A 24,791-nucleotide genomic window follows, 5' to 3' on the forward strand; every position below is an offset into this window, starting at 1 on the left:
TTTCATCAACCTGGAAAAACCATGACCACACTGACACTGCGCGACGGCACCGAGCTCTACTACAAGGACTGGGGCTCGGGCCAGCCCATTCTCTTCAGCCACGGCTGGCCGCTGAGCGCCGACATGTGGGACGCCCAGATGCTGTTCTTCGCCGAACGCGGCTACCGCACGATCGCCTTCGACCGCCGCGGCTTCGGCCGCTCCAGCCAGCCGTGGACCGGCTACGACTACGACACCTTCGCCGACGACATCGCCGAGCTGATCGAGAAGCTCGACCTGAAGGACGTGACCCTGGTGGGCTTCTCGATGGGCGGCGGCGACGTGGCGCGCTACATCGCGCGCAAGGGCAGCGCACGCGTGGCGAAGCTCGCGCTCATCAGCGCCGTGACGCCGCTGTTCATGAAGACGCCCGACCATCCCGTGGGGCCCGATGCGTCGGTGTTCGCCGGCATCCGCGCAGGCCTGGCCGCCGACCGCCCGCAGTTCCTGGACGACTTCAGCACGCTCTTCTACGGCACCAACCGCCCCGGCGCGAAGGTGTCGCAGGGCATCTTCAAGCAGACGCTGCAGATCGCGCTGCAGGCCTCGGCCAAGGCCACCATCGACTGCGTGACCGCGTTCTCCGAAACCGACTTCCGCCCCGACATGGCGAAGATCGACGTGCCCACGCTCGTGATCCACGGCGACGACGACCAGGTGGTGCCCATCGAGGCCACCGGCAAGCTCGCGGCCGAGATGATCAAGGGCAGCCAGCTCAAGGTCTACGCCGGCGCACCGCATGCCACCTGCACCACGCACAAGGACCAGGTGAACGCCGACCTGCTGGCGTTCATCCAGGGCTGACCGTCCGGCGGACGCGGGCATGCAAGGCGCTTACGGCGATCTCCTGGGGCGGTACTTCGAGCTGCCTTCCGCGCCCGCCCTCGTCATGCTGCCCGCGCCGAAGACGCCGTTCGTCGCCACGCGCATCACCTGCCTGCCCGACCAGCTGGGCATGAAGCAGGAGATCCCGCCGCAGGATGCCTTTGCCGTGACCCTGCACCTGGCCGGCGTGAGCCACCACGAGCTCTGGGTACGGGGCCGGCCTTCGGTGGTGCGCGGCTACGTGCCCGGGGCGATCAGCATCGTCGACCTGCGCGACGAGGTGGCGAGCTACCTGGGCAGTCCGCTGGATGCCCTTCACTTCTACGTGCCGCGCGCGCTGGTGGACGCCGTGACCGATGCGGCGGGGCTGGCGCGCGTGAGCGGCCTCGCCTGCACGCCGGGGCTGGTCGATCCCGTGATGGGAAACCTGGGCGCGGCGGTGCTGACCTTGCTCGAGGGGCCGCAGCGCGCGAGTTCGGCGACGAGCGAGCACCTGGCGATCGCGATCTGCGCGCACCTGGTCCATCGCTTCGGAAACACGGCCCGCGGCGATGCGGCCGCGTCCCAAGCCCCGCGGCATTCGCGGTGCATGCATTGAGCAACCCCTCCGCGCGGCCCGGGGGCCTCTGAGGCGGCCTGGCGGCTGCGTTGCACATTCGTGCGCCCCCGGGGGCCTTCAAGGCGGGCGACTCTTGTTCAAGACACGGGCGCATCGGCGCGGTACACATCCCGTCGAGACATCCCGCATCAAGAATTCCATGACCCACCCCCACAGCAGACCCCCGACCCTGACCACCGCGGGCGGCGCGCCCGTCGCGGACAGCCAGCACTCGATCACCGCGGGCCCGCGCGGGCCGATCCTGCGGCAGGACTACCAGATGAGCGAGAAGTTGGCCTACCTGGCGCGCGAACGCATTCCGGAACGCGTACTGCATGCCAAGGGCGCGGCCGCCTTCGGCACGCTGCGCATCACGGGCGACATCTCGCGCCACACGCGCGCACAGGTGCTCCAGCCGGGGCAGCGCACGCCCGTGCTGGTCCGCTTCTCGGGGCTGACGGGCGAGCAGGGCTGCGCGGACGCGGAGCGCGACCTGCGCGGCTTCGCCATCAAGGCGTACACCGAGGAAGGCAACTGGGACCTGGTCGGCAGCCACCTGCCGGTCGCCTGTATCCGCGATCCGCAGAAATTTCCCGACCTGGTACGGGCGCTGAAGCGGCATCCGGTCAGGCATGTGCGCTCGCCAACAGCGATCTGGGACTTCTGGTCACTGTCGCCCGAGAGCCTGCACCAGATCGTGATGCTGTTCTCCGACCGCGGCCTGCCGGCAGGCTTTCGGCACATGCACGGCTATGGCGCGCATGCCTTCGGGCTGGTCAACGCGGTCGGCGAGCGGGTCTGGGTCAAGTTCCATCTGCGCACGCTGCAGGGCATCCGGTGCCTGACAAATGGGGAAGCCCGCGAGCTGATCGCCGACGACCGCGAAAGCGCACAGCGCGACCTGTTCGACGCGATCGAGCGGGGGGAGCTTCCGCGCTGGTCGCTGCAGATCCAGGTGATGGACGAGGCTCAGGCGGCGCAGTTGCCGTTCAACCCCTTCGACGCGACCAAGGTCTGGCCGCGGCGGGAGTTTCCGCTCGTCGAGGTCGGCGTTCTCGAGCTCGACACGAACCCCGACAACTACTTTGCGCAGGTCGAGCAGGCCACCTTCAATCCGGCCAACATCGTGCCCGGCATCTGCTTCTCGCCCGACAAGCTGCTGCAGGGGCGGCTGCTGGCCTATGCCGACGCACAGCGCTACCGCGTGGGGACGCACCACGAGGCCCTGCCCGTGAACCGGCCGAAGTCGCCGGTGCACACCTATCACGCGGACGGCGCGATGCGCCTGGACGTTCCGGCCCGCACCGACGCCTACTATGAGCCCAACTCGTTCGGAGGACCGCGCCCGGACCGCACGCTTGTCGAGCCGCCGCTGCCGCTGGACGGCGACGCCATGCGCTTCGACGATCGCCAGGGGCTCGGGGACCATGCGCAGGCCGCCGCCCTGTACCGCCGCATGGACGACGGCCACAGGCACCGGCTGCACGAGAACATCGCAAGATCGATGGCCGGGGTGCCCGAGGCGATCCAGCGGCGCCAGATTGCGCACTTCCGGCTCGTCGACCACGCGCTGGGCGAGGGCGTTGCAGACCGGCTCGGCCTCTAGCTTCCGACCCGCATCCTGCGCCGCCAGGTGCCCGGCGGGGCGCCGGAATGCTGGGAGAAAACGCGGGTGAAGTGGCTTTGATCGGCAAAGCCGCAGGCCGCCGCAACGTCCGCCAGCGGCATGTCGAAGTCGATGAGCAGCGCACGAGCCTGCTCCAGCCGCTGCGCAATCAACCATTGATGCGGCGTGTACCCGGTGGTCTCGCGGAAGGCGTGGATGAAATAGCTGCGCGACAGGCCGCACGCATCGGCGATCTCGGTGATCGAGATGCTGCCGTCGATCCTGCTGCGCAGCATCTCCTTGGCGCGCACCTCGTGCGCGCGCGACAGGAGCCGGTGGGTCCTGGGCGCCGTCGCGGCTGCGCCGCCGTATCTTTCGACGAGGTAGCTCGTCATGGCGACGCTCAGCTGGTCGACGAACAGCCTGCTCGCGCCGGCAGGGTGTTCCAGCGCCGGCGTCAGGGCCGCCGCCAGGTTGAGCAGCACCTCGTCCCGGACGCCCGCCACGCGGGCGAGGCTGCCGACGCGCTTTCCGCCCTTTTCGTCGATGGCCCGCTCGAGGCTCGCGTGCGAGATCTCGAGCAGCACGAAATCGAACGGGCGCCGGATGTCCGCGCGGTAGCGGTCCGAAAAACTGCGGATGTAGATGGAGCCCTTGTCGAAATCGTGGCTGGAGGCGCGGGGCCCGTCGAGAATGCGCCGGCTGTGGCCATCGCGCAGCGAGATTCCGAGCAGCACGCCGCGCGCGCTCGCCTCCGTCTCCACGTGATGGAGCTGGGGCACGTCCATCGTCTTGCGATGGATCGCGATCCCGTCCGCGCGCAGGCCCTGGTCCCGTTGAAGATGATGGGCCGTGCAGCCCAGGGTGTCCTTCGGGGCGGGATCGAGGCGCTGCGATGAGGAAGCTTCCTGGATCGACGGGGGCATGGTGCTGTCTTGTTTGCGATGGAAGGCCTGAGTGCCTTGCTGGAGATTCTGCACCGAGTCGAGCGCTGCGGCAGGAGGCGCTGACGGCCTCCTGCGGTTTCAGCCGGCGGCCTCAGCTCTTGAAGAACGCGAGCAGGTCGGGATTGATGAGGTCGGCATGGGTTGCGCACATGCCGTGCGGCAGTCCCGGGTAGACCTTCAAGGTCGCGTTCCTGATGATCTTCGCGGTCATCTCGCTCGAGATCCCGATCGGCACGACCTGGTCGTCGTCGCCGTGCATCACCAGCGTCGGCACGTCCATCTTCTTCAGGTCCTCGGTGAAGTCGGTCTCCGAGAATGCCTTGATGCCGTCGTAGTGCGCCTGGATGGAACCCATCATGCCCTGCTGCCACCAGTGCTCGCGGATGCCTTCCGAGATCTTCGCGCCGGGACGGTTGAAGCCGTAGAACGGCAGCGTGAAGTCCTTGAAGAACTGCGGCCGGTTGCTGGCCACCGCCGCGCGAATGCCGTCCAGCACCTCGATGGGCACGCCGTTGGGATTGGCCGCGGTCTTCAGCATCAGCGGGGGCACCGCGCTGATCAGCACGGCCTTGGCGACCCGCTTGCTGCCGTGCCGGCTGATGTAGCGCGCCACCTCGCCGCCGCCCGTGGAGTGGCCGACGTGGATGGCCTTGCGCAGGTCGAGCGCTTCGGTGAGCGCGGCCAGGTCGTCGGCATAGTGGTCCATGTCGTGGCCGGCCGCGCCCTGGCTCGAGCGCCCGTGCCCGCGCCGGTCATGCGCGATGACACGAAAGCCCTGGCGCAGGAAGAACAGCATCTGGCCGTCCCAGTCGTCCGCGCTCAGCGGCCAGCCGTGCGAGAAGACGATGGGCTGTCCGCTGCCCCAGTCCTTGTAGTAGATCTGGGTGCCGTCCCTGGTCGTGATGGTGTTCCTGGAGGCTGTTCCTTTTCCGCTCGGAAGCGGGGACGCGGCGCTTGCCGCGAACGGCATTCCCGCGCCCGCGGCCAGGCCGGCGCCGGTGGCGAGCAGTTGCCGTCGCGAAGGAACGGAAGAGGGGGTGCCGAGGGGGTCTGGTTCAAGTGCCATGTTCGTTCAAGAGGTGATTGGAAGGGTCTGGAGGCCGCAGACGAGCCTACGCATCACCGATCGAACTGGCTTGAACGATCTAACACTCAGTTGTCTGTTTGTTCGCAGGAATGCCCACGCCCCTCAGTTCCGCTCCGACAGTTGCTCCAGGATGGCCGGGTTCTCCAGCGTCGACGTGTCCTGCGTGATCGGCTCGCCCTTGGCCACGGAGCGCAGCAGGCGGCGCATGATCTTGCCGCTGCGCGTCTTGGGCAGGTTGTCGCCAAAGCGGATGTCCTTGGGCTTGGCGATCGGGCCGATCTCTTTCGCGACCCAGTTTCGCAGCTCGTTCGCGATCTTCTTCGCCTCGTCTCCAGTGGGGCGTGCGCGCTTCAGCACGACGAAGGCGCAGATCGCCTCGCCGGTGGTGTCGTCGGGGCGGCCGACCACCGCGGCCTCGGCCACGAGCGCGGTGCACGACACCAGCGCCGATTCGATCTCCATCGTGCCCATGCGGTGGCCCGAGACATTGAGCACATCGTCGATGCGGCCGGTGATCGTGAAATAGCCGGTCTTCGCATCGCGGATGGCGCCGTCGCCCGCGAGGTAGAAGCCCCTGAGTTCCGGCGGGTAGTAGCTCGCCTTGAAGCGTTCCGGGTCGCCCCAGATCGTGCGGATCATGCTCGGCCAGGGCTTCTTCACCACGAGGATGCCGCCCTGGCCGTTCGGCACGTCGGCGCCGGTTTCGTCGACGATGGCCGCCGCGATGCCGGGGAAGGGCAGGGTGCAGGAGCCCGGCACCAGCGGCGTGGCGCCAGGCAGCGGCGTGATCATGTGGCCGCCGGTCTCCGTCTGCCAGAAAGTGTCGACGATCGGACAGCGCCCACCGCCGACGTGCTGGTGGAACCATTCCCAGGCCGCCGGATTGATCGGCTCGCCGACCGAGCCCAGGATGCGCAGGCTCGACAGGTCGTAGCGCCTGGGGTGCACGGCTTCGTTGCCTTCGGCCGCCTTGATCAGCGAGCGGATGGCGGTGGGCGCGGTGTAGAACACGCTCACCTTGTGGTCCTCGATCATCTTCCAGAAGCGGCCCGCGTCGGGGTAGGTGGGCACGCCCTCGAACACCACTTCGGTGGCGCCCAGCGCCAGCGGACCGTAGGCGATGTAGGTGTGGCCCGTGACCCAGCCGATGTCGGCGGTGCACCAGAACACGTCGGCGGGCTTCAGGTCGAAGGTCCACTGGGTCGTCAGCGCCGCATGCAGCAGGTAGCCGCCGCTGGAATGCTGCACGCCCTTCGGCTTGCCGGTCGACCCGGAGGTGTAGAGCACGAACAGCGGATGCTCGGCGCCCACCCATTCGGGCTCGCAGGTCTCGGACTGGGCTTGCGTTTCTTCGTGCAGCCAGCGGTCGCGCGACGGCACCCAGCCGATCGGGCCGCCGGTGCGCCGGTAGACGATGACGTCTTTCACGGTCTCGCAGCCTCCCAGCGCGATGGCTTCGTCGACGATGGCCTTGAGCGGCAACTGCTTGCCGCCGCGCACCTGTTCGTCGGCGGTGACGACCATCACGGCGCCGGCATCCTGGATGCGGTCACGCAGGCTCTGCGCAGAGAAGCCGCCGAACACCACCGAATGCGTGGCGCCGATGCGCGCACAGGCCTGCATCGCGACCACGCCTTCGATGCTCATCGACATGTAGATGACGACCCGGTCGCCCTTCTTCACGCCGCGCGCCTTCAGCGCATTGGCCATGCGGCAGGTGCGCGCGAGCAGCTCGCGGTAGCTGGCCCGCGTCACCTGCCCGTCGTCGGCTTCGAAGATGATCGCGGCCTTGTCGCCCAGGCCGCGCTCGACCTGGCGGTCCAGGCAGTTCCAGGATACGTTCAGCGTACCGTCCTCGAACCACTTGAAGAAGGGCGCCCGGCTGTCGTCGAGCCCCCGGGTGAACGGCGTTCTCCAGCCCAGGAACTCACGCGCGAGGCGCGACCAATAGCCGCTGTGGTCGGCCTCTGCCTCGGCCACCAGTTTTTCATAGGCGTCCATGCCGTACACATGGGCGTCCTTCATGTCCGGGGCTGGAATGAGAGGGGTTGCTGCTTCGTTGCTGCTCACGATGGATCTCCTGATGGTTCGATTCGGTGCGTCAAGGGGCCTGCCCGGCTTCACGGATCCACATGGCTGTTCAGCCAGGCGGCAATCGCTGCGGCGCTGCGGAAGTCGTCGCAGGCGCGCGCGGGAACGCCGGGATAGCGCTGGTTCCACATGCGCGCGAGCGCCTGGCCCGGCCCCACCTCCAGCACGCAGCGCACCTGCCGCGCCATGATGTTTTCCATGCATTCGTCCCAGCGAACCGTCTGGGCAATCTGGGCAGCCAATGCCGTGCGGGCAGACCCTGCATCGCGGATGCGGTCCCCCGCATTGCTGAACAGCACGACGCGGGGCGCATGAAACGGCACCTGCGCCAGCGCCAGTGAAAAGCTCTCTGCCGCTTCGCGCATCCAGCGCGTGTGGGACGCGACGTTGACCCGCAGGCGCGTGCACTGCGCACCGGCTGCCGTGGCCATGCGCTCGGCATCGTTCAATGCCGCGATCGGGCCGCCGAGGACCACGCTGGCGGCGCCGTTGCGAATCGCGAGTTCGAGCCCCGCATCGATGCGCAATGGCTCCCACTTCTGCTCGGGCAAACCGCTCACCGCCAGCAGGCCACCGGGCGCACGGGCGGCGCAGCGGTCCATCGCCTTGGCCCGCTGCGGCGCAAGTGCTGCAGCCGCGTCCGCATCGATCACGCCGGCCGCGCTGAAGGCCGCCAGTTCGCCGACGCTGTAGCCGGCGACCGCGGCGGGCGGCGGAACCTTGGGCGCGAGCTGTGCCCACGCCGCCAGGGCAAGGCCCGTCAGCAGCGTCTGCGCGTTGTCGTTGCGCTCGGCCCAGTGCGGGTCTGCGAGGGCAAGGCGCCAGTCGGCGACGCCGAGTTGCGCACACATGTTGCGCACCAGTGCGTCGTCCGCGAGCCAGGGCAGCATCGCGGGATGCTGGGTGCCCTGGCCGGAAAAAAGCAATGCGAAGCTCATGGGCCTGGACACACGCGCTGGAGCCAGCAGGCGGCGGCCAGCGTGTCTGCCGCGCCGCCGGGCGACAGGCGCTGCCGCACGAAATCGTCTGCAATGGCTTGCGCCTCCTGGAGCCCTTCGGGCCGTGCGATCCCTCCCCGATCGAGAAAACCTTGCGCCGCGTGTTGGGCGCCGCGCAGACCGGCAAGGCCGCCGCGGTGCGCGAGGTTGCTGTCGTCCAGCACCGCAATGATGTGGAACAAGGTATCGAGCCGGGCCTGGCGGGGCGCGAGGCCCCGGGCCAATGCCTTCCTCAGTGCGGGAAGCGCCGTCTCGAACAGCACCGGAAACGCCAGCGCCGCCTCTTCGGATGCGCTGCGCAGGCCATGGCGCCGTGCAGCGATGCCGCCGGGCAGCACGGGTGGGCGCTGGCTGCGCCTGGCCAGTGCCTCGCCCCAGTGCCGGCGCAGCGCATCGCGCAGTGCCGCCGGGCTCAATGCATCGCCATGCGCCCGCAGCGCGGCACCGGCCGCGGCGCACAACAGGCCGAGCATGAAGATCGCGCCGCGGTGCGTGTTGACGCCGCCGGTGGCGGCCAGCATGCGCGCTTCCGCCGCGATGCCCTGCCGCTCGAGCACCGCGAAATCCGCGCCTGCAGCGCCGGCCTCGGCGATCCGGACGAAGTAGCGGCGCAGCGAGAACAGGCTGCGCATGAAGGTGTGTGCGTCCATGTCGTCGTGGCTGCCGCAGTCGATCAGCGTGACCAGGCCGGGCTTGGGCGACAGCGACAGTTCGTCGTAGAGCGAGAGCGTGGCCGCGCGTCCGATCGCCGCCGGTGCCAGGCGCGGATCCGGTGCCGGCAGGAGCGCGAAGTTCCTCATGCGGCGATCTCCATCGGGCCGGTGTGAGCGCACCATGCGGCATCGCGATGCAGGCACAGGCCGTCGAGCCGCTTGACCATCACGGCGCGCGCACGCCCGGCGCGCCATTCGGTCCACTCGCGCCACGCCACCGCCGCGCCGTCGCCGAACATGAGCTCGCCGTCCAGCCGGGGCTGCAGCGCCTCGAACGACCCGAGCGCGCGCACCACGGCATCCGCATGGGCCGCGCCCTCGACCGCGACCGACAGGTCGAGGTCGGAGGCCGCGCGCACATGGTCGAGGCCGCTGATCGCCTGCCAGCCGTAGCTGCCGAACACGCGTGCCGCCGCGTGGCATTGGCGGAGCCTGCCGAGCAGTTCACGCAGCGCGTCCCGCGCTGGCGGCGGCAGCAGGTGCTGCACGTCGGCAAGCCGCGGGAACTCGCCGAGGCCATGCACCGCGGCGCGCGGCACCTGCAGCGCAAGCCGGCGCCGGCCCCAGCACGCAGGCGCCGGCAAACCCAGCGCGATCCATCCCTCGGCGCCGGCATGGGCCGGCTGGCGCGTCACGACCAGCGGCAGCTGATGCATTGCCCAATGCGCGAGGCAGTCGCGCGCCTGCGCATCCCACGGCCGGCCCAGCACGCCGGCCCATCCGCTCTGGCTGAGCCAGGCGAGTTGGTGGCGATGCAGCGCAATCATGGCGGTCATCCGAACTCAGCCCGCGTTCACGCAGCGTCCAGCACGCGCTGCACGACCGAGGCGGCGAGCTGGCGTCCACCGCGCTCGGCACCGTCGCGTGCGCGCCGGTCTTCGGTCGGCGTGTGGGCCAGCGCCTCGCGCAGGCAGGCCTGCAGGTCGCCGCGCCAGAGTGCGCGCACGCCGCCCATCGCCACGTAGTTCTGCACGCCGGGTGCGAACACCGGGTTGGACTGCGACAGGGCAGTGAGCCTGTCCTCCGGCAGCTTGGTCACGCGCGCCATGGCGGGGATGCGCATCACGCGAATCTCGGCGTCGGGCAGCGCATAGCAGGCATCGGCAATCAACCCCGAGGTGATGAAGCCGCCGGACAGCGCCTGGTCGTACACCAGGCCGAGCACGCGGTGGCCGCGGCGCCGCGCCAGGTCGATGCTGGCGCCCAGGTGCGCCATCGCCCGGTTGATGCCGAGCAGTTCGTCGCGCCGGCGCAATTGCTGGCCCTGGGTGTCGATCAAGAGCAGGATCGGCCGGCCCGGATGCCGTGCGATGGTGTCCAGCACGACGCGGGCCTGCGCGAGCGCGAGCCGGACCCCGATCGGCGCATGGTGGGTGGTGCCGATCACCGCAACAGGCTCGCCATCGAAGATGACTTCGCCCTGCAGGAAATCGCCGTCTTCGCGCATGCCGTGGTACGGGCCGAAGAGCTGGGTGACCAGGGAACTCCATTGCATGTGATGCTCCTCGTTCAGATGGTGCGCAGCGCGCGGACGGCTTCGACCGAAAGCTCCGGCACCTGCTGCGCATCGGCAATGCCGAGTGCGCTCCAGAGCAGCGCCGCTTCGTCGTGGCCGGCGCTGTCGATGCTGTCGGCGGGCAGGGCGTGCAGGCGTGCGGTGAGCAAGGCGTGCTCCTGTTCCAGCGCCGCCAGGGTCAATGGGCTCGATTGCCCGATCGCGGCGATGGCCGCCGCGCGAAACGCGGCCACATCGTCTTCGACCAGCGCATCGCAGTCGCCAATGAGCCAGCGGTGCTTGCCGCCGGTCGTGCGCCAGACCAGCGCCCGGTCGCGCGAGTCGAATTCATCCACGCCGTGGGAGGCCTCGATCACTTCGGGGCCCGACATCGCCAGCCGGCCGACATCGCTCATGACGATGTAGTCGGCACAGCGCGCCACGATGCCCATGCCGCCGAAGCAGCCGTTGGCACCGCCGATCAGCACGAGCACCGGGATGCCGGCGGCGCGCACGTCGAGCAGGGCGCGCATCACTTCGGATACCGCGATCAACCCGGCGTTGGCCTCGTGCAAACGCACGCCGCCCGATTCGGCCAGCAGCAGCACGGCTGCAGGACGGTCGCGCAGCGCGCGCTGCAGCAGGCCGACCAGCTTGGCGCCATGCACCTCGCCCACGCCGCCGCCCATGAACGCGCCCTCCTGCGCGGCCGCGAAGACCTCCCGGCCATCGAGCATCGCGCGGCCCACCGCCACGCCGTCATCGAACGCGGAGGGCACACCGAGCTGTGCCAGGTGCGGGCTCATGACCCGCTCGCTCGGCGGCAGCCATTCGTGAAAACTGCCGGGGTCGAGCAGCAGCGCCAGCCGCTCGCGCGCCGAGCATTCGGCATAGCTGATCATGGTTGGCCTCCGGTGATCTCGGCCACCGCCTGGTCCAGCCGCAGGCTCACCACCGCGGGCGTGGCGCCCATGTCGTTGATCGACACGCGCACGCCGGCCAGCGGATGGCGCGCGTGGAAGTCGTTCATCACGGCCTGCCAGATCGGCCCGAAGCCGCGCGCCGATGTCTCGACACGCACGGCGCAGCCACTGCCGCCGGCGGGCTCGAGCAGCACCTCGAGGTTGCCCGAGCCGACCACGCCGACCAGCACCGGCGCAAAGGCACCGGCCGGCCGGCCGCCGGAAAAGGAAAAGTCCAGGGTTTCGAGCCCTGCGGGAACGTCGCTCATCATGAATCTCCTGCTACCAGTTTCTGAAGCGCTTGGGCGGCTGGTACAAGCCGCCGGAGGCGCGCACCAGGTCGCGCATGCTGCGTGCGGCCAGCAGGTTGCGCGTGGCCTGGCGGGGGTCTATCCCCAAGTCCTGCGGCCGGCGGATCACGCCGCGGTCGCGCAGGTTCTCGACCGCGCGCTTGTCGCGCGCCAGGCCCACCGCGGTATAGCCGGCCACGCCGCGGATGGCCTGCTCGCGCTCCGCGTCGCTGCGGCACAGCAGCAGGTTGGCAATGCCCTCTTCGGTGAGGATGTGCGAGACGTCGTCGCCGTAGATCATGATCGGCGGCAGGTCCATGCCGGCCTGCTCCTGCAGCGTCCAGGCGTCGAGCCGGTCGACGAAGGCCGGCTGCATGTGCTCGCGGAAGGTCTCGACCATCTGCACCACCAGCTTCTGCCCGCGCGGCGTGCCGGCTGCGCCGGTGCGGCCGGCACGCGCCTCGCGCCCAGCCTTGAGCCAGGCCGGGCTCGCATGGCGGCGGCCGCGCGCATCGGCGCCCATGTTGGGCGCACCGCCAAAGCCGGCGATGCGGCCCAGCGTGGCGGTGGAGCTGTTGCCGTCGAGGTCGATCTGCAGGGTCGAGCCGATGAACATGTCGCAGGCGTAGTGGCCCGCCGCCTGGCAGAACGCGCGGTTGCTGCGCAGGCTGCCGTCGGGGCCGGTGAAGAACACGTCGGAGCGCGCGCGGATGTAGTCCTCCATGCCCAGCTCGGAGCCGAAGGAATGCACCGACTCGACCCAGCCCGCCTCGATGGCGGGTATCAGCGCCGGGTGCGGGTTCAGCGCCCAGTGCTTGCCGATCTTGCCCTTGAGGCCGAGCGACTCGGCATAGGTCGGCAGCAGCAGCTCGATGGCCGCGGTGTCGAAGCCGATGCCATGGTTCAGGCGCTGCACGCCGTACTCGGCATAGATGCCCTTGATCGCCATCATCGCCATCAGGATCTGCACCTCGCTGATCTGCGCCGGGTCGCGCGTGAACAGCGGTTCGATGAAGTTCGGGCGTGGTGCCTTGACCACGAAGCTCACCCAGTCGGCGGGAATGTCGATGCGCGGCAGCGTGGTGGTCCTGCCGTCGACCATTTCGTTGACCTGCGCGATCACGATGCCGCCCGAGAACGCCGTGGCCTCGACGATGGCCGGCGTGTCCTCGGTGTTGGGGCCGGTGTACAGGTTGCCTTCGGCATCGGCCGCCTGCGCCGCGACCAGCGCGACCTTGGGCGTCAGGTCGACGAAGTAGCGGGCGAACAGTTCGAGGTAGGTGTGGATCGCCCCGATCTCGATGCGCCCGGCCGACACCAGCTTGGCCAGCCGCGCGCCCTGCGGCCCCGAGAAGCTGAAGTCCAGCCGGGCGGCCACGCCGTTCTCGAACACGTCCAGATGCTCCGGCAGCGCCAGCACCGACTGCACCATGTGAAGGCCGTGGATGCGCTGCGGATCGACCTGCACCAGCGCCTGCGCCAGGAAGTCGGCCTGCTTCTGGTTGTTGCCTTCGAGGCAGACCCGGTCGCCGGGCGAGAGCACGGCTTCGAGCAGGGTGGCGATGGCTTCGGTCTCGACACGCTTGCCGGCGAGCCGCGTCCCGAGCGCATCGGCCGCGCGCGCGAGCCGGGCATTGCGGTCGTCGGCCTTGGAGGTCCAGGAACTGGGGGTCATGAGAGGAGGGGGGTTTGAAGGTCGATCGAACGGGGGAGGGCCTCAGAGCACCACGAAGAGCAGCCACACCACCACGGGAGCCACCAGCGTCACGATGGCGCCGTACACCATCAGCTGCCGGAAGAACACGTCGCGGTCCACGCCCTTGGCATTGGCCAGCACCAGTGCGCCATTGGTCGAGAACGGGCTGACGTCGACGATGGTCGAGGACACGGCCATGGCCGCGATGAAGCCGATGGCGCTGACGCCGCTGTCGCCCTGCAGGAAGGGCACCGCCAGCGGGATCAGCGAACCGAGCACGGCGGTCGACGAGGCGAAGGCCGAGACCACGGCGCCCACGAAGCACAGCAGCAATGCGGCCACCATGGGCGAGGTGAGCCCGGCCACGCTGTGGCCGACGAAGTCGATCGTGCCCATCTTGTCCATCACGCCCACGTAGGTGCTGACGCCCACGATCAGCATGATCTCCGGCCACGACACCTGGCCCAGCGCGCGCTTCTGCAGGTTGGGCGCCATCAGCGTCAGCACGAGGCCGATGGTGATCGAGACGAAGCCGATGTCCTGCTTGAAGAACAGCGTCAGCACGGCCAGTGCCAGCAGGCCGGCCACGGTTGCGATCTGGTAGGCGCGCGAGCCGGCGTTCGCGGCTTCGGCGGGCGCCGATTCCATCAGCGAGTTCTCGGCCCGCGCCGCGGTACGCCGCTCTTCGGGGAACGATTCGCCCTCGGCGTCGCCATACACCTGCGCGCCGCTCTGACCATGCGAGGCACGCGGCACGACCGGCGCGCTGCCGTCGGCATTCGCCCTCTGGCGCATCAGCTTCATGCCGCCCATGAGGAAGAACAGCAGCAGCGACACCGACAGGTTGACGCCAAGGCTGGCCAGCATGGTGGCGATCTCGTTGAGCGGCAGGCCGGCCTTGGCGACGATCTTGTTGGTGATGCCGCCGTAGATGCTGATCGGCGAGAAGCCGCCGCCCTGCGCACCGTGCACGACCATGAGCCCCATGAGCAGCGGATTGATGCCGTACTTGGCGGCAAAGCCGAGCGCGATCGGCGCGATGATGGCCACCGCCGCCGGGCTGACCGCACCCACTGCCGTGAGCAGCGCGGCGATCAGGAACATGATCCACGGAATGGCGGCAATGCGCCCGCGCACGGCGCGCACCGCCAGCCTGACGAGCCAGTCGATGGTGCCGTTGTTCTGCGCCAGCGCGAACAGGTAGGTGATGCCCACCAGCGTGAGAAACAGGTCGGCGGGAAAGCCGCCCATGATCGCCTTCGCGTTCATGCCGGCCACCAGCGTGCCGACCAGGAAGGCGCCGACGAAGGCGATCACGCCCATGTTGATGGGCAGCACCGTGGCCAGCACGAACATGCCGACCAGTGCGTAGATCGAAATCCAATGTGAACTCATCGAGGCGTCTCCGGTGTTTTAGGTGCGGCGCACATGCACCGTGCGCCTGGGTCCGTACGTTACGGACCCCCTCCGGGGCGATCAATGAAGCGGCGTGGCCGACCCTTACGCCTTGCGAAACGATCGAGGGTTAACCCGAACCAGGCCGATGGCGCGCGTTCAGCCGAGTTCGGCTTTGGCCAGCCGGCACACCGACAGCAGCGCAAGCAGGTTGGGATCGCGCTCGCGCGTACGCAGGAAGTTCAGCGCGATGGTCTGGCGCATCAAATACCGGGGCTGCAGCGGGATCAGCTGCACCTTCTGCGGCATGACGCCGCGCACCCGCCCCGGCAGCAGCGTGTAGCCGACGCCGCCGCTCACCAGGTTCATCAGCGAGAAGATGTCGTCGGTCTTCATCACCACGTTCGGCGTGAAGCCGGCGATGCGGAAGGTCTCGACAAAACCCCGGTAGGTGACGAACCCTTCGCTCAGGCTCACGAAGCGTTCGCCGGCGCAGCTGCTCAGGTCGATCTCGCCCAGCGCCGAGTAGGGCGAGCCGACCGGCGCGGCAAACTGGATGTCGTCCTCGAACAGCGGCTCCGACTCGACATCGGAAACATCCTCCGGAATGGCCATCAGCGCCGCGTCGATCGCGCCATCGCGCAGCTTCTGCAGCAGGAGCGCGTTGGAGCCGAGCACGAGCTCGGTGTGCAGGTCGGGCTTGCGCAGCTTCATGCCCATGATCAGCTGCGGCACCGTGCGGCTCGTGAGCGAATAGAGCGAACCGATGCGGATGCGGTCGGCCGAGTAGCCGGCGACCTCCCGCGTGGCGCGGATGCCCTGGGCCATGGTGCGGAGCACCTCGCGCGCCACCTCCGCCAGCGCATGCGCGGCTTCGGTCGGGTGCAGGTTGCGGCCTTCATGCCGGAACAGCGCGCAGCGCAGCCCGGTTTCCAGCGAATGCAGGGCGCGGTGCACGCTGACGGCACTGATCTCGAGCTTTTCCGCCGCGCGCGCCAGGTTGCCGGTCTCCATGAAGGCCAGCAGGATCTCGAGCTTGCGGAAGGTGATCTCTTCGTCGACGTGGAGGAGCATGGGGGGACCTGCGAATGATGTCCGATCGTAATCCTGGAATCGCGAGCGGCCGCGCGCTGGAGCGGGCCCGCAAATTGCGGTACAACGCGGCGCTGAGCAAAACTGTCTCAACGTTGAACCTGAGGAATGCCTATGGACGCGTGGTCGAACGAGCAGCTTTCCCCCTTGTACGAGAGAGAACTCTTCCGTTCGCACGATGCGGAGGAGACGCATGCGCGTGTCTCCCGCGAGCTCAAGCCGCACCGCAGCGTGTGGGGCCGCGGCGACGTCGACGCCATCTTCTGCCGCGCGGAGCTGAGCGCGCTGTCCTTGTGCATCCTGCGCTACGGCTGCGACGTGGACATCGAGCCCGACGCGCTCGGCAACTTCGTGCTGGTGCAGATGCCGCTGCGCGGCCATGCCGACGTCCATACCGGCGGGCACACCCTGCAGATCCATCCCGGCCAGGGCGCGGTCATTTCCGCCCACAAGCCGGTGCGGCTGCACTGGCATGCCGACTGCGAACAGCTGATACTGAAGATCGAGCTCAGCCGACTGCAGGAGGTGGCACGCCATGCCTTCGCCTTGCGCGGCACCGACGACGTGGGCGAGATCGATTTCGCGATGCCCTTTTGCCTGGACGACGCCGCCGGCACGCAGTGGTGCCGCATGGTGGCCGGCCTGGCGTCGCTGCTGCCCTCGGGCGACCTGGGGACCTACGACCCGCGGTGGATGGCGCACTGCGAAGACAACCTGATGCTCTACCTGCTGTGCCACCGGCCGAATTCAGCCCTGCAACGACACGCCGCCGCGCGGCGCGGCTCCGAGGAAGCCGGCCTGCGGCAGCTGCGGCGAGCCGAGGAGTTCATGCGCGAGCGGCTCGACACGCTGCTGTCGCTCGAAGACGTGGCACAGGCCGCGGGCGTCACGCGCCGCAGCCTCGCCTTGCTCTTCAAGCGCTATCGCGACCTCTCGCCCGGCGAGGTGCTGCGCAACATGCGGCTGGACGCCGCGCACGCCCAACTGGCGCGGCACGACGGTGCCAGCGTCACCGAGGTGGCGCTGAACTGCGGCTTCTCGCACCTGAGCCGCTTTGCCGCCTGCTATCGCGAGCGCTTCGGCCAGCTGCCGCGCGACACCTCCCGCGATCCCGCACCGCTGCCGGCCGCGCGGCACTGAAGAGCACGCATCCTCAGGACTTCATCGCGCACTGCGCGGCGGTCCGGTCCTGGTAGCGCTCCAGCACGGTGCCGATCACCTTGTTGGCGATGCGCCCGTTCGCGTCCTTGGCGATCACGCGCAGGTAGTAGTTCTGGATCGGGAAGTTGTTCGGGCCATAGCGGAACTCGCCGCGCACCGACTTGTAGTTCGCCGCCTTGATCGCCTTGAGCAGCGCGGGCTTGTCGGCCACGTTGCCGCCGACGTCGCGCACCGCCGCATCCATCGCCATCAGCACGTCGTAGGCTTGGCCGGCATAGAACGACGGGTTGCGTCCATTGTTCTGCTGGCGGAATGCCGCCACGAAGCGCTGGTTGGCCGCGTTGTCGAGGTCGAACGACCAGTGCGCCGTGTTGAAGAGCCCGAGCATCGGCTCGCCGACGGCGGGGATCATGTCCTCGTCGGCCGAGAACGCGGTGGAGATCAGCGCCACCTCCTTCGACAGCCCCGCGCCGACGAACTGCTTGATGAAGCTCACGCCCATGGCGCCGGGCAGGAAGAAGTACAGCGCATCGGGCTTCGACGCGCGAATCTGCGCCAGCTCGGCCGAGTAGTCGAGCTGCCCGAGCTTGGTGTACAGCTCGTCGCCCACGCCGCCCCTGAAGGTGTGCTTGAAGCCGTTGATGGCGTCCTTGCCGCCGGGGTAGCTGGGCGCGATCATCGCGACCTTCTTGAAGCCCTTGTCCGAAGCGAACTTGCCGGCCGACTCGTAGTACGCATCGTTCGGGTACGAGGCACCGAAGAAGTACGGGTTGCAGCGCGCGCCCGAATAGTCGCTCGGGCCGGTGTTGCTCGACAGGTAGGGCACCTTGGCCGCGAAGAGCGGCGGGCCGACGGCCAGCGCGACCGACGAGCCGATGGGCCCGGTGAACAGGTCGATCTTGTCGCGCAGCAGCATGCGCTCGACCACCTGGCGCGCCATCTCGGGGTTGCCTGCCGTGTCGGCCTCGACAAATTCCACCGGCACGCCGCCGAGCTTGCCGCCCAGCTGTTTCATCGCAACGGCGAAACCGGCCTTGGCCTCGGCGCCGCCCACGGCGAAGGGGCCGGACAGGTCCATCGCCAGGCCGACCTTCACGGTCTGCGCCTGAGAGGGCAATGCCAGCGCGCCCACCAGGACGGTGAGCGCGCACAAGACGGATCGGGGCGTGGCCTGCGACATGAAAGATCTCCTCGGGGTGGGTTCGTTGAACGTGGGTGGGGCAGCAAATGCAGGCCGCAGTCTCTGTGCGGCAGGGGCGGCCCGCTATCCGTTTCGTGCGTCGCAAACCGCTGCACGAAATGGACAGACAAGGGCCCGGCGCGCTCCACAGAATCGCCGCCGACCCCACCACTTCGAGAGACGAACCGATGAGCGACACCATCGACATCCCGGCCGGCGACGGCACCCAGACCTTTCGCGGCTACCTGGCCCTTCCGGCCTCGGGGCGCGGCCCCGGCATCGTGCTGTGCCAGGAGATCTTCGGCATCAACGACTACGTTCGCGAGGTGGCCGACCTCTACGCCGAAGAGGGCTACGTGGTGCTCGCGCCCGACCTGTTCTGGCGCATGGAGCCCGGCGTCGAGCTGGGCTATTCGCCCGAAGACTGGCAGCGTGCCTTCGGCTTCTTCCAGAAGTTCGACATCGAGGCCGGCGTGGCCGATGTCACGGCGAGCGTGAAGGCGCTGCGCGCGCACCCGGCCTGCACCGGCAAGGTCGGCGCGCTGGGCTTCTGCCTCGGCGGCAAGCTGGCCTACCTGGCCGCCGCGCACTCGGGCGTGGACGCGGCCGTGGGCTACTACGGCGTCGGCATCGAGGGCGCGCTCGACCTGGTGCCGCAAATCCAATGCCCGATCGCCCTGCATTTCGCCGAGCTCGACCAGTTCTGCCCGCCCGAGGCCCGCGCCCAGGTGCTCGAAGCCTTTGCCGGCAAGCCCGATGCGCAGATGCATGTCTACCCCGGCGTCGACCATGCGTTTGCGCGCACGGGCGGCGAGCATTTCGACAAGCCCTCCACGCTCATGGCGCACCAGCGCTCGATGGCGCTGTTCAAGGACGCGATCGGCCCGGTGTACGACCTCTCGGCGCTATGGGACAAGCACTGCGAATACGAGTTCGCCACGCGCGACGTGGTCGCCACCATGGCCACGATGGTGGGCGAGCCCTATGTGAACCACATCCCGACCATGACCGGCGGCGTGGGCGCCAGGGAGCTGTCGCGCTTCTACAAGCACCACTTCATTCCGACGACGCCGCCCGACACGCGGCTCACGCCCATCTCGCGCACGGTGGGTGCGACGCAGATCGTGGACGAGATGCTGTTCAGCTTCACCCACACGGTCGAGATCGACTGGCTGCTCCCGGGCATCGCGCCCACCGGCAAGCCGGTGGAGATTCCGCTCGTGGCCATCGTGAAGTTCCGCGGCGACAAGCTCTACCACGAGCACATCTACTGGGACCAGGCCAGCGTGCTGGTGCAGATCGGCCTGCTCGATCCGAAAGGCCTGCCCGTGGCCGGCGCCGAGACCGCGCGCAAGCTGGTCGACGAAACACAGCCGTCGAACACGCTGATGCCGCGCTGGGAGAAATCGGCCGCGCTCACCATCGCCGACCCGGCGCTGCCCTTGGGATGAGCGGCGACCCCGACATGCTGGCGCTGGTCGTGGACGCGGTCACGCCGCTGACGCCGGCCATCAAGGCCTTCGTGCTGCGCTCGGCGAACGGCGAGCCCGTGCCGCCGTTCGCGCCGGGCGCGCACCTGGGCGTGCAGGTGGTGCAGGCCAACGGCCACGCGGGCCAGCGCGCCTACTCGCTCGCCCGGCCGCACGACGGCTCGGACCGCTGCGAGATCGCGGTGCTGTGCGAGCCCCAGGGCGCGGGCGGCTCGGCCTGGATGCATGCGCTGCAACCCGGCGCGTCGCTGGCCGCGCACGCGCCGCGCAACGACTTCGCGCTGCACGCCGGCAGCGCGCCGCCGCTGCTCCTTGCGGGCGGCATCGGCATCACGCCGCTGCTGTGCATGGCGCGTGCGCTGGCGGCCGAAGACCGCCCCTTCGAATTCGTCTATGCCACGCGCAGCGAGGAAGCCACGGCCTACCTGCACGAGGTGCGCGCGCTGGGTGGCACGGTGGTGCACGACGGCGGCGATCCGGCACGCGGCCTCGACCTGCGCGCGCTGCTGGCCGCGCCCGTGCCCGGCCGCCACCTGCATGTGTGCGGCCCGCGCGGCATGGTGCAGGCCGTGGTCGACACTGCCCGCGCGCTCGGCTGGCCCGACGACCATGTGCACTTCGAGCTCTTCGCCGGCGCCATCGAGCAGGCGGGCGACGCGGCCTTCGAGGTGCGCACGCTGCGCTCGGGCAAGACGCTGGCCGTGCCGCCCGGCCAGAGCCTGCTCGACGTGCTCATCGCCGCGGGTCTGGACCCGCTGTACGACTGCCGCCAGGGCGACTGCGGCGTGTGCGTGATCGACGTGGTCGAGGGCGTGCCCGACCACCGCGACCACAACCTCAGTCCGCGCGAGAAGGCGGACGGCAAGACCCTGTGCACCTGCGTGTCGCGCGCGAAGACGCCGCACCTGGTGCTCGACATCTGATCAGGAGACCCACCCCATGACCATCGACCTGCAAGGGCTCGTGCAGCCCGACCGCGTGCACAAGCGCGTCTACACCGACCCCGCCATCTTCGAGCTGGAGATGGACCGCGTGTTCGGCCAGGCCTGGCTCTACGTCGGCCACGAAAGCCAGGTGCCCAAGCCCGGCGACTACTTCACCACCCGCCTGGGCCGCGAGCCCGTGGTGATGGTGCGGCACACCGACGGCCAGGTGCATGTGATGTTCAACCGCTGCCCGCACAAGGGCGCCAAGCTCGTGCCCGACGGCAGCGGCAGCGCCGGCAAGTTCCTGCGCTGCCTGTACCACGGTTGGACCTTCAAGTGCGACGGCAGCCTGCTGTCGGTGCCGCTGCGCAGCGGCTACGAATGCACCGCGCTCGACCTGAAGGATCCGCAGTACGGCGTGCGCAAGGTGGCGCGCGTGGCCACGCACCGCGGCTTCGTGTTCGCGAGCCTGTCGGCGGACGGGCCGGAGCTGAAGGAATTCCTGGGCGGCGTGGCGACGTCGCTCGACAACTTCTGCGACCGCGCGCCCGAGGGCGAAGTGGAGGTGGCGGGCGGCGTGCAGCGCGTGATCCAGCGCAACAACTGGAAGATCTTCTTCGAGAACCTGCACGACACCATCCACGCCGTGGCCACCCACGAATCGTCGTGGCGCGCGGCCAAGGAAGAGCACGAGGCCATGCCGGCCGGCACGCCCAAGCCCTTCGAGGTGGTGATCGTCGACGGCAACGGAGAGCCGCTGGAGTTCTGGGAGAAGCTCGAACTCAAGGGCTACGACCACGGCCACGGCTTCATGGAAGGCATCTTCGTGCCGCCGACCGATCCGGTGAGCCTGGCCTACGTGGCGTCGCTCGAAGCGGCGAAGGGCGCCAAGCGTGCTGACGAGATACTGCGCGTGAACCGGCACAACACCATCGTCTATCCGAGCTGCTCGCCGCACACCTCGTTCCAGCAGATCCGCGTGATTAGGCCGCTGTCGGTGGACCGCACGCTGGTCGAGATCTTCAGCTTCCGGCTGAAGGGTGCACCGGAGGCCACCTTCCAGCGCACGCTCAAGTACACCAACATCGTCAACTCGCCCTCGTCGAACGTGATGCCCGACGACCTGGAGGCCTACAACCGCGTGCAGGAAGGCCTGGGCTCCAACGGCGGCGACTGGGTCAGCATGCACCGCGCCGCGGGGCGCGACCAGCCGCTGCCGGGCGGGCGCGCCTCCAACGGCAACAGCGAGATGCCCTCGCGCAACATGTTCGCGGCCTGGGCCGGCTACATGGGCGTCAAGACGAACGAACACGCCGGGAGCGCCAGATGAACTTCCGCGACTGGAACGAGCAGCAGGACCTCACGCAGTTCCTGCACCACGAGGCTCGCCTGCTCGACGAGCACCGCTGGGACGAATGGCAGAAGCTCTTCACGCCCGACGGGCTGTACTGGGTGCCGCTGGTGCACGGCCAGACCGACCACCTCAACCATGCCTCGCTGTTCTGCGAGGATGCCCTGCTGCGCTCGATGCGCGCGCGGCGGCTCGAGCAGGCCCGCGCCTATTCGCAACAGCCGCCCACGCGCACCGTGCACGTGCTGGGCAACATCGCGCTCGAATCGCGCGACGACGCGGGCTGCATCGTGCGCTCGACCTTCCTGCTGCTGGAGTGGCGCAAGACGGAACAGCGCACCTTCGGCGGCAGCGTGCTGCACACGCTGCGCCGTGCCGACGCCGGCTGGCGCATCCACACCAAGCGCGTCGACCTCGTCAACTGCGACGCGCCGCACGAAGCCCTGCAGGTGTTCATGTGAAGGCCGCGCTGCTGGCCATGCACTACCAGAACGACGTGCTGCACGTCGACGGCAAGGTGCGCGTGGGCGTGGCCGCCGACGACCCCGCGCGCCCGCGCCTCATCGCCTCGGCCGCACGGCTGATCGCCGGTGCGCGCGCGAACGGCGTGCCGGTGATCTTCGTGCGCATCGCCTTCGCACCCGACTACGCCGACTGCCTGCGCAACTGCACGCTGTTCCGGCGCGTGGCCGAGAGCGGCGCGGTGCAGGAAGGCAGCTGGGGTGCCGGGTTCTACGACGAACTCGCGCCGCTGCCGGGCGAAGCCGTCGTCACCCACAAGCGCAACAACCCCTTCTGGGCCAGCGGGCTCGAGGAGGCGGTGCGCGCGACCGGTGCCAGCCGCCTCTACGTGGCCGGCATTGCCACCAACCACGTCGTCGAGCACGGCGCGCGCCATGCGAGCGACCTGGGTTACGACGTGGCCGTGGTCGCCGACGCCTGCAGCACCGCGCAGGCGCACCTGCAGGCCGCCAGCCTCGAAACCCTGGCGATGCTCGCGGACGTGGTGCGCGTGGACGATGCCGTCGCGCAGATGGGAGGCCGGGCATGACGACGCTGCAAGGCAAGGTCGCGATCGTGACGGGCGCCGCCGCGCTGCTGGGCAGTGCCATCGTGCGCGCCTTCGTGCAGGCCGGCGCGCGCGTGGTGGCGGTCGACATCGACGCGGTGCGCGGCGAGGCGCTGGCGGCCGGGTTGGGCGAGGGTTGCCGCTTCGTCGCCTGCGACATCGCGTCGGACGATGCGCTCGACGCGCTCGTGGCCGGCACGCTGCGCACGGAAGGCCGCATCGACTGCCTCATCAACAACGCCGTGGTCTACGGCGACGCGGGGTTGAATGCCGCGCGCGCAGACTGGCTGAGCGCGCTGAACATCAACCTGGTCTCGGGCGCGATGCTGGTGCAGAAGACCGCCGACGCGCTGGCCGCGCACGGCGGCGCCATCGTGAACATGGGCAGCGTCGGCGGCAAGTTCGGCGCGGCGGGCCGGGCGCTGTACCCGGCGGCCAAGGCCGCCATCCTGCAACTCACGCGCAACCAGGCCGCCACACTGGCGGCCCGGGGCGTACGGGTGAACTCGGTGTCGCCGGGCTGGACCTGGTCGGACGCGCTGTCGCGCATGGCGAACGGCGACCGTGCAAGGGCCGACCGCGTCGGCGCGCCGATGCACCCGCTGGGCCGCGTGGGCGACGGCGACGACGTGGCGCAGGTGGTGCTGTTCCTGTGCTCGGACGCGGCGCGCTTCGTCACCGGCGCCGACATTCCGGTGGACGGCGGCTTTTCGATGCTCGGTCCGGACCAAGGTCGATCCGCGGGCGATTGGTTTGGCGCGGCGTAGCGCCTGGGGCGTCTTGCCTCAATCCGCGGTGATGTTGCCTTTCTTCACCACCTCCGCCCAGCGCTGCGCGTCCTTGGCGACCAGTGCCCCGAAGGCCGCCGGCGTGGAGACCGCCGGCACCATGCCTTGCGATTCGAAGGACTTCGCGACATCGGGCTGCCTGAGGACCTTGCCGATCTCCAGGTTCAGGCGCTCCACCACGTCCGCGGGTGTTCCCTTCGGTGCCAGCACCCCGTACCACATGTCGATGTTGTCCGGGGTGACGCCGGCTTCCGCGAGCGTCGGAACATCGGGAAGCTGCGGCAGCCGCTTGGCGCTGCCGGTTGCGATGGCCTTCAGCTTGCCGGCCTGGATGTGCTGCAGCGCGACGTGCACCGGCAGGAACATGTAGTCGATCCGCCCGCCGAGCAGGTCGGTGACGGCACCGGCCGTCCCCTTGTAGGGGACATGCAGCATCTCGGCACCGCTGCGCTGGAGAAACAGCGCCATCGACAGGTGATGGGGCGTGCCGACGCCTGGCGTGGCGTAGGTCAGCTGTCCGGGCTTCGCCTTCGCGGCGTTCACGACTTCGCCCACGGTCGCTGTTTTCTGCACGTTCGGGTTGGCCACCAGGAGCAGGGTTCCCCAGGAGGTCTGGGCGACGGGAGTGAAGTCGCTGATGGGGTCATACGACAAGGTCTTGTACAGGCTCTTGTTCATGACGAGGGTGTTGACCTGGACCAGCAGCGTGTGGCCATCGGGCCTGGCCCTTGCCACCCGTTCGCTCCCGATATTGCCGCTCGCGCCCGCGACGTTCTCCACGATCACGGGCTGGCCGAGCGCGCCCGGCAGGTGCGCGGAGAGCTGGCGCGCGATCAGGTCGATGCCCGTGCCGGGTGTGTAGGGCACCACGAGCGTGACCGGCTGTGTCGGCTGCCACGCGGCCGACGCCGCCGACGCGGCGATGCACAGCGCTGCTGCGGACAGTCGTGGCTTGATCCATCTGGCGAACATGGGAGGTCTCCTTCGATAGT

General features: G+C 69.1%; 24 protein-coding genes. 10 read left to right on the top strand and 14 right to left on the bottom strand.

All coding sequences use genetic code 11. The features are described 5' to 3' along the window. Window positions 1–21: 21 nt before the first annotated feature. The 3 genes from RZE77_RS29800 (at window position 22) to RZE77_RS29810 (ending at window position 3,068) form a co-directional block, all read left to right on the top strand. Window positions 22–843, top strand: coding sequence for an alpha/beta fold hydrolase (locus RZE77_RS29800; RefSeq protein WP_319443302.1), 822 nt, complete (start codon window positions 22–24; stop codon window positions 841–843). A 19-nt stretch (window positions 844–862) separates the two neighbouring features. Beyond that, window positions 863–1,462: an AraC family transcriptional regulator gene (locus RZE77_RS29805; RefSeq protein WP_319443303.1), complete on the top strand. Its 600-nt coding sequence runs from the start codon at window positions 863–865 to the stop codon at window positions 1,460–1,462. A 160-nt stretch (window positions 1,463–1,622) separates the two neighbouring features. Beyond that, on the top strand, window positions 1,623–3,068 hold the full coding sequence (locus tag RZE77_RS29810) for a catalase (RefSeq protein ID WP_319443304.1): 1,446 nt from the start codon (window positions 1,623–1,625) through the stop codon (window positions 3,066–3,068). On the opposite strand, the gene RZE77_RS29815 is transcribed toward RZE77_RS29810, so the two are convergent. The 12 genes from RZE77_RS29815 to RZE77_RS29870 all read right to left on the bottom strand — a co-directional run bounded on the left by RZE77_RS29815 (window position 3,065) and on the right by RZE77_RS29870 (window position 15,816). After that, window positions 3,065–3,994 carry an AraC family transcriptional regulator gene (locus tag RZE77_RS29815; protein WP_319443305.1) on the bottom strand — a complete coding sequence of 310 codons (930 nt, stop codon included), beginning with the start codon at window positions 3,992–3,994 and terminating at the stop codon, window positions 3,065–3,067. The genes RZE77_RS29810 and RZE77_RS29815 overlap by 4 nt on opposite strands. A gap of 112 nt (window positions 3,995–4,106) precedes the next feature. Continuing rightward, entirely contained in the window at window positions 4,107–5,081 is a 975-nt protein-coding gene (locus RZE77_RS29820) for an alpha/beta fold hydrolase (protein WP_405547946.1), read from the bottom strand. A gap of 123 nt (window positions 5,082–5,204) precedes the next feature. Beyond that, on the bottom strand, window positions 5,205–7,127 hold the full coding sequence (acs, locus tag RZE77_RS29825) for an acetate--CoA ligase (RefSeq protein ID WP_319443440.1): 1,923 nt from the start codon (window positions 7,125–7,127) through the stop codon (window positions 5,205–5,207). A 95-nt stretch (window positions 7,128–7,222) separates the two neighbouring features. Next, window positions 7,223–8,131: an acyltransferase domain-containing protein gene (locus RZE77_RS29830; protein WP_319443306.1), complete on the bottom strand. Its 909-nt coding sequence runs from the start codon at window positions 8,129–8,131 to the stop codon at window positions 7,223–7,225. Beyond that, complete coding sequence (mdcB, locus tag RZE77_RS29835) at window positions 8,128–8,991, bottom strand: triphosphoribosyl-dephospho-CoA synthase MdcB (RefSeq protein WP_319443307.1); 864 nt, start codon at window positions 8,989–8,991, stop codon at window positions 8,128–8,130. The genes RZE77_RS29830 and mdcB overlap by 4 nt, the downstream gene beginning before the upstream one ends. After that, a complete protein-coding gene (gene mdcG, locus RZE77_RS29840; RefSeq protein ID WP_319443308.1) occupies window positions 8,988–9,671 on the bottom strand; it encodes a malonate decarboxylase holo-[acyl-carrier-protein] synthase in 684 nt (227 codons plus the stop codon). The genes mdcB and mdcG overlap by 4 nt, the downstream gene beginning before the upstream one ends. A gap of 26 nt (window positions 9,672–9,697) precedes the next feature. Beyond that, window positions 9,698–10,399 (bottom strand): biotin-independent malonate decarboxylase subunit gamma, encoded by a 702-nt coding sequence (gene mdcE, locus RZE77_RS29845; protein WP_319443309.1) that lies wholly within the window; start codon window positions 10,397–10,399, stop codon window positions 9,698–9,700. 14 nt (window positions 10,400–10,413) lie between these two features. After that, window positions 10,414–11,301 (bottom strand): biotin-independent malonate decarboxylase subunit beta, encoded by an 888-nt coding sequence (locus tag RZE77_RS29850; protein WP_319443310.1) that lies wholly within the window; start codon window positions 11,299–11,301, stop codon window positions 10,414–10,416. Further along, entirely contained in the window at window positions 11,298–11,630 is a 333-nt protein-coding gene (gene mdcC, locus RZE77_RS29855) for a malonate decarboxylase acyl carrier protein (protein WP_319443311.1), read from the bottom strand. The genes RZE77_RS29850 and mdcC overlap by 4 nt, the downstream gene beginning before the upstream one ends. Window positions 11,631–11,643: 13 nt before the next feature. Next, entirely contained in the window at window positions 11,644–13,326 is a 1,683-nt protein-coding gene (gene mdcA, locus RZE77_RS29860; protein WP_319443312.1) for a malonate decarboxylase subunit alpha, read from the bottom strand. Between the two features lie 42 nt (window positions 13,327–13,368). After that, the gene (locus RZE77_RS29865) at window positions 13,369–14,742 is read right to left on the bottom strand and encodes an SLC13 family permease (RefSeq protein WP_319443313.1); all 1,374 of its coding nucleotides are present in this window, start codon (window positions 14,740–14,742) and stop codon (window positions 13,369–13,371) included. Window positions 14,743–14,901: 159 nt separating this feature from the next. Then, window positions 14,902–15,816, bottom strand: a complete 915-nt coding sequence (locus tag RZE77_RS29870; RefSeq protein ID WP_319443314.1) for a LysR family transcriptional regulator — start codon at window positions 15,814–15,816, stop codon at window positions 14,902–14,904. A gap of 132 nt (window positions 15,817–15,948) precedes the next feature. Between RZE77_RS29870 and RZE77_RS29875 the strand changes: the two genes are divergently transcribed. Continuing rightward, window positions 15,949–16,974, top strand: coding sequence for an AraC family transcriptional regulator (locus tag RZE77_RS29875; protein ID WP_319443315.1), 1,026 nt, complete (start codon window positions 15,949–15,951; stop codon window positions 16,972–16,974). Between the two features lie 13 nt (window positions 16,975–16,987). Here RZE77_RS29875 and RZE77_RS29880 read toward each other — a convergent pair whose 3' ends face one another. Continuing rightward, window positions 16,988–18,175 (bottom strand): ABC transporter substrate-binding protein, encoded by a 1,188-nt coding sequence (locus RZE77_RS29880; protein WP_319443316.1) that lies wholly within the window; start codon window positions 18,173–18,175, stop codon window positions 16,988–16,990. Window positions 18,176–18,363: 188 nt separating this feature from the next. Between RZE77_RS29880 and RZE77_RS29885 the strand changes: the two genes are divergently transcribed. The 6 genes from RZE77_RS29885 to RZE77_RS29910 are packed head-to-tail and all read left to right on the top strand — an operon-like array spanning window position 18,364 to window position 23,778. After that, the gene (locus RZE77_RS29885) at window positions 18,364–19,626 is read left to right on the top strand and encodes a dienelactone hydrolase family protein (RefSeq protein ID WP_319443317.1); all 1,263 of its coding nucleotides are present in this window, start codon (window positions 18,364–18,366) and stop codon (window positions 19,624–19,626) included. Continuing rightward, window positions 19,623–20,588, top strand: coding sequence for a PDR/VanB family oxidoreductase (locus RZE77_RS29890; protein ID WP_319443318.1), 966 nt, complete (start codon window positions 19,623–19,625; stop codon window positions 20,586–20,588). Before RZE77_RS29885 ends, RZE77_RS29890 begins: the two co-directional genes overlap by 4 nt. A 16-nt stretch (window positions 20,589–20,604) precedes the next feature. Continuing rightward, window positions 20,605–21,921 carry an aromatic ring-hydroxylating dioxygenase subunit alpha gene (locus RZE77_RS29895; protein WP_319443319.1) on the top strand — a complete coding sequence of 439 codons (1,317 nt, stop codon included), beginning with the start codon at window positions 20,605–20,607 and terminating at the stop codon, window positions 21,919–21,921. Further along, a complete protein-coding gene (locus RZE77_RS29900; RefSeq protein ID WP_319443320.1) occupies window positions 21,918–22,403 on the top strand; it encodes an aromatic-ring-hydroxylating dioxygenase subunit beta in 486 nt (161 codons plus the stop codon). Before RZE77_RS29895 ends, RZE77_RS29900 begins: the two co-directional genes overlap by 4 nt. After that, window positions 22,400–22,993 (top strand): cysteine hydrolase family protein, encoded by a 594-nt coding sequence (locus RZE77_RS29905; protein WP_319443321.1) that lies wholly within the window; start codon window positions 22,400–22,402, stop codon window positions 22,991–22,993. The genes RZE77_RS29900 and RZE77_RS29905 overlap by 4 nt, the downstream gene beginning before the upstream one ends. Next, window positions 22,990–23,778 carry an SDR family oxidoreductase gene (locus RZE77_RS29910; protein WP_319443322.1) on the top strand — a complete coding sequence of 263 codons (789 nt, stop codon included), beginning with the start codon at window positions 22,990–22,992 and terminating at the stop codon, window positions 23,776–23,778. The genes RZE77_RS29905 and RZE77_RS29910 overlap by 4 nt, the downstream gene beginning before the upstream one ends. Before the next feature lie 18 nt (window positions 23,779–23,796). Here the strand turns inward: RZE77_RS29910 and RZE77_RS29915 are convergent, their stop codons facing one another. After that, complete coding sequence (locus tag RZE77_RS29915) at window positions 23,797–24,771, bottom strand: tripartite tricarboxylate transporter substrate binding protein (RefSeq protein WP_319443323.1); 975 nt, start codon at window positions 24,769–24,771, stop codon at window positions 23,797–23,799. Window positions 24,772–24,791 lie beyond the last annotated feature (20 nt).

This window comes from Variovorax sp. SPNA7 (assembly GCF_033807855.1).
GTDB lineage: Bacteria > Pseudomonadota > Gammaproteobacteria > Burkholderiales > Burkholderiaceae_C > Variovorax > Variovorax beijingensis.

What these genes read in the sequence shown, in the direction of transcription:
- RZE77_RS29800 (WP_319443302.1), top strand. Translation starts at nt 22, where the DNA reads ATGACCACACTGACACTGCGCGACGGCACCGAGCTCTACTACAAGGAC.
- RZE77_RS29805 (WP_319443303.1), top strand. Translation starts at nt 863, where the DNA reads ATGCAAGGCGCTTACGGCGATCTCCTGGGGCGGTACTTCGAGCTGCCT.
- RZE77_RS29810 (WP_319443304.1), top strand. Translation starts at nt 1,623, where the DNA reads ATGACCCACCCCCACAGCAGACCCCCGACCCTGACCACCGCGGGCGGC.
- RZE77_RS29815 (WP_319443305.1), bottom strand. Translation starts at nt 3,994, where the DNA reads ATGCCCCCGTCGATCCAGGAAGCTTCCTCATCGCAGCGCCTCGATCCC.
- RZE77_RS29820 (WP_405547946.1), bottom strand. Translation starts at nt 5,081, where the DNA reads ATGGCACTTGAACCAGACCCCCTCGGCACCCCCTCTTCCGTTCCTTCG.
- acs (WP_319443440.1), bottom strand. Translation starts at nt 7,127, where the DNA reads ATGAAGGACGCCCATGTGTACGGCATGGACGCCTATGAAAAACTGGTG.
- RZE77_RS29830 (WP_319443306.1), bottom strand. Translation starts at nt 8,131, where the DNA reads ATGAGCTTCGCATTGCTTTTTTCCGGCCAGGGCACCCAGCATCCCGCG.
- mdcB (WP_319443307.1), bottom strand. Translation starts at nt 8,991, where the DNA reads ATGAGGAACTTCGCGCTCCTGCCGGCACCGGATCCGCGCCTGGCACCG.
- mdcG (WP_319443308.1), bottom strand. Translation starts at nt 9,671, where the DNA reads ATGATTGCGCTGCATCGCCACCAACTCGCCTGGCTCAGCCAGAGCGGA.
- mdcE (WP_319443309.1), bottom strand. Translation starts at nt 10,399, where the DNA reads ATGCAATGGAGTTCCCTGGTCACCCAGCTCTTCGGCCCGTACCACGGC.
- RZE77_RS29850 (WP_319443310.1), bottom strand. Translation starts at nt 11,301, where the DNA reads ATGATCAGCTATGCCGAATGCTCGGCGCGCGAGCGGCTGGCGCTGCTG.
- mdcC (WP_319443311.1), bottom strand. Translation starts at nt 11,630, where the DNA reads ATGAGCGACGTTCCCGCAGGGCTCGAAACCCTGGACTTTTCCTTTTCC.
- mdcA (WP_319443312.1), bottom strand. Translation starts at nt 13,326, where the DNA reads ATGACCCCCAGTTCCTGGACCTCCAAGGCCGACGACCGCAATGCCCGG.
- RZE77_RS29865 (WP_319443313.1), bottom strand. Translation starts at nt 14,742, where the DNA reads ATGAGTTCACATTGGATTTCGATCTACGCACTGGTCGGCATGTTCGTG.
- RZE77_RS29870 (WP_319443314.1), bottom strand. Translation starts at nt 15,816, where the DNA reads ATGCTCCTCCACGTCGACGAAGAGATCACCTTCCGCAAGCTCGAGATC.
- RZE77_RS29875 (WP_319443315.1), top strand. Translation starts at nt 15,949, where the DNA reads ATGGACGCGTGGTCGAACGAGCAGCTTTCCCCCTTGTACGAGAGAGAA.
- RZE77_RS29880 (WP_319443316.1), bottom strand. Translation starts at nt 18,175, where the DNA reads ATGTCGCAGGCCACGCCCCGATCCGTCTTGTGCGCGCTCACCGTCCTG.
- RZE77_RS29885 (WP_319443317.1), top strand. Translation starts at nt 18,364, where the DNA reads ATGAGCGACACCATCGACATCCCGGCCGGCGACGGCACCCAGACCTTT.
- RZE77_RS29890 (WP_319443318.1), top strand. Translation starts at nt 19,623, where the DNA reads ATGAGCGGCGACCCCGACATGCTGGCGCTGGTCGTGGACGCGGTCACG.
- RZE77_RS29895 (WP_319443319.1), top strand. Translation starts at nt 20,605, where the DNA reads ATGACCATCGACCTGCAAGGGCTCGTGCAGCCCGACCGCGTGCACAAG.
- RZE77_RS29900 (WP_319443320.1), top strand. Translation starts at nt 21,918, where the DNA reads ATGAACTTCCGCGACTGGAACGAGCAGCAGGACCTCACGCAGTTCCTG.
- RZE77_RS29910 (WP_319443322.1), top strand. Translation starts at nt 22,990, where the DNA reads ATGACGACGCTGCAAGGCAAGGTCGCGATCGTGACGGGCGCCGCCGCG.
- RZE77_RS29915 (WP_319443323.1), bottom strand. Translation starts at nt 24,771, where the DNA reads ATGTTCGCCAGATGGATCAAGCCACGACTGTCCGCAGCAGCGCTGTGC.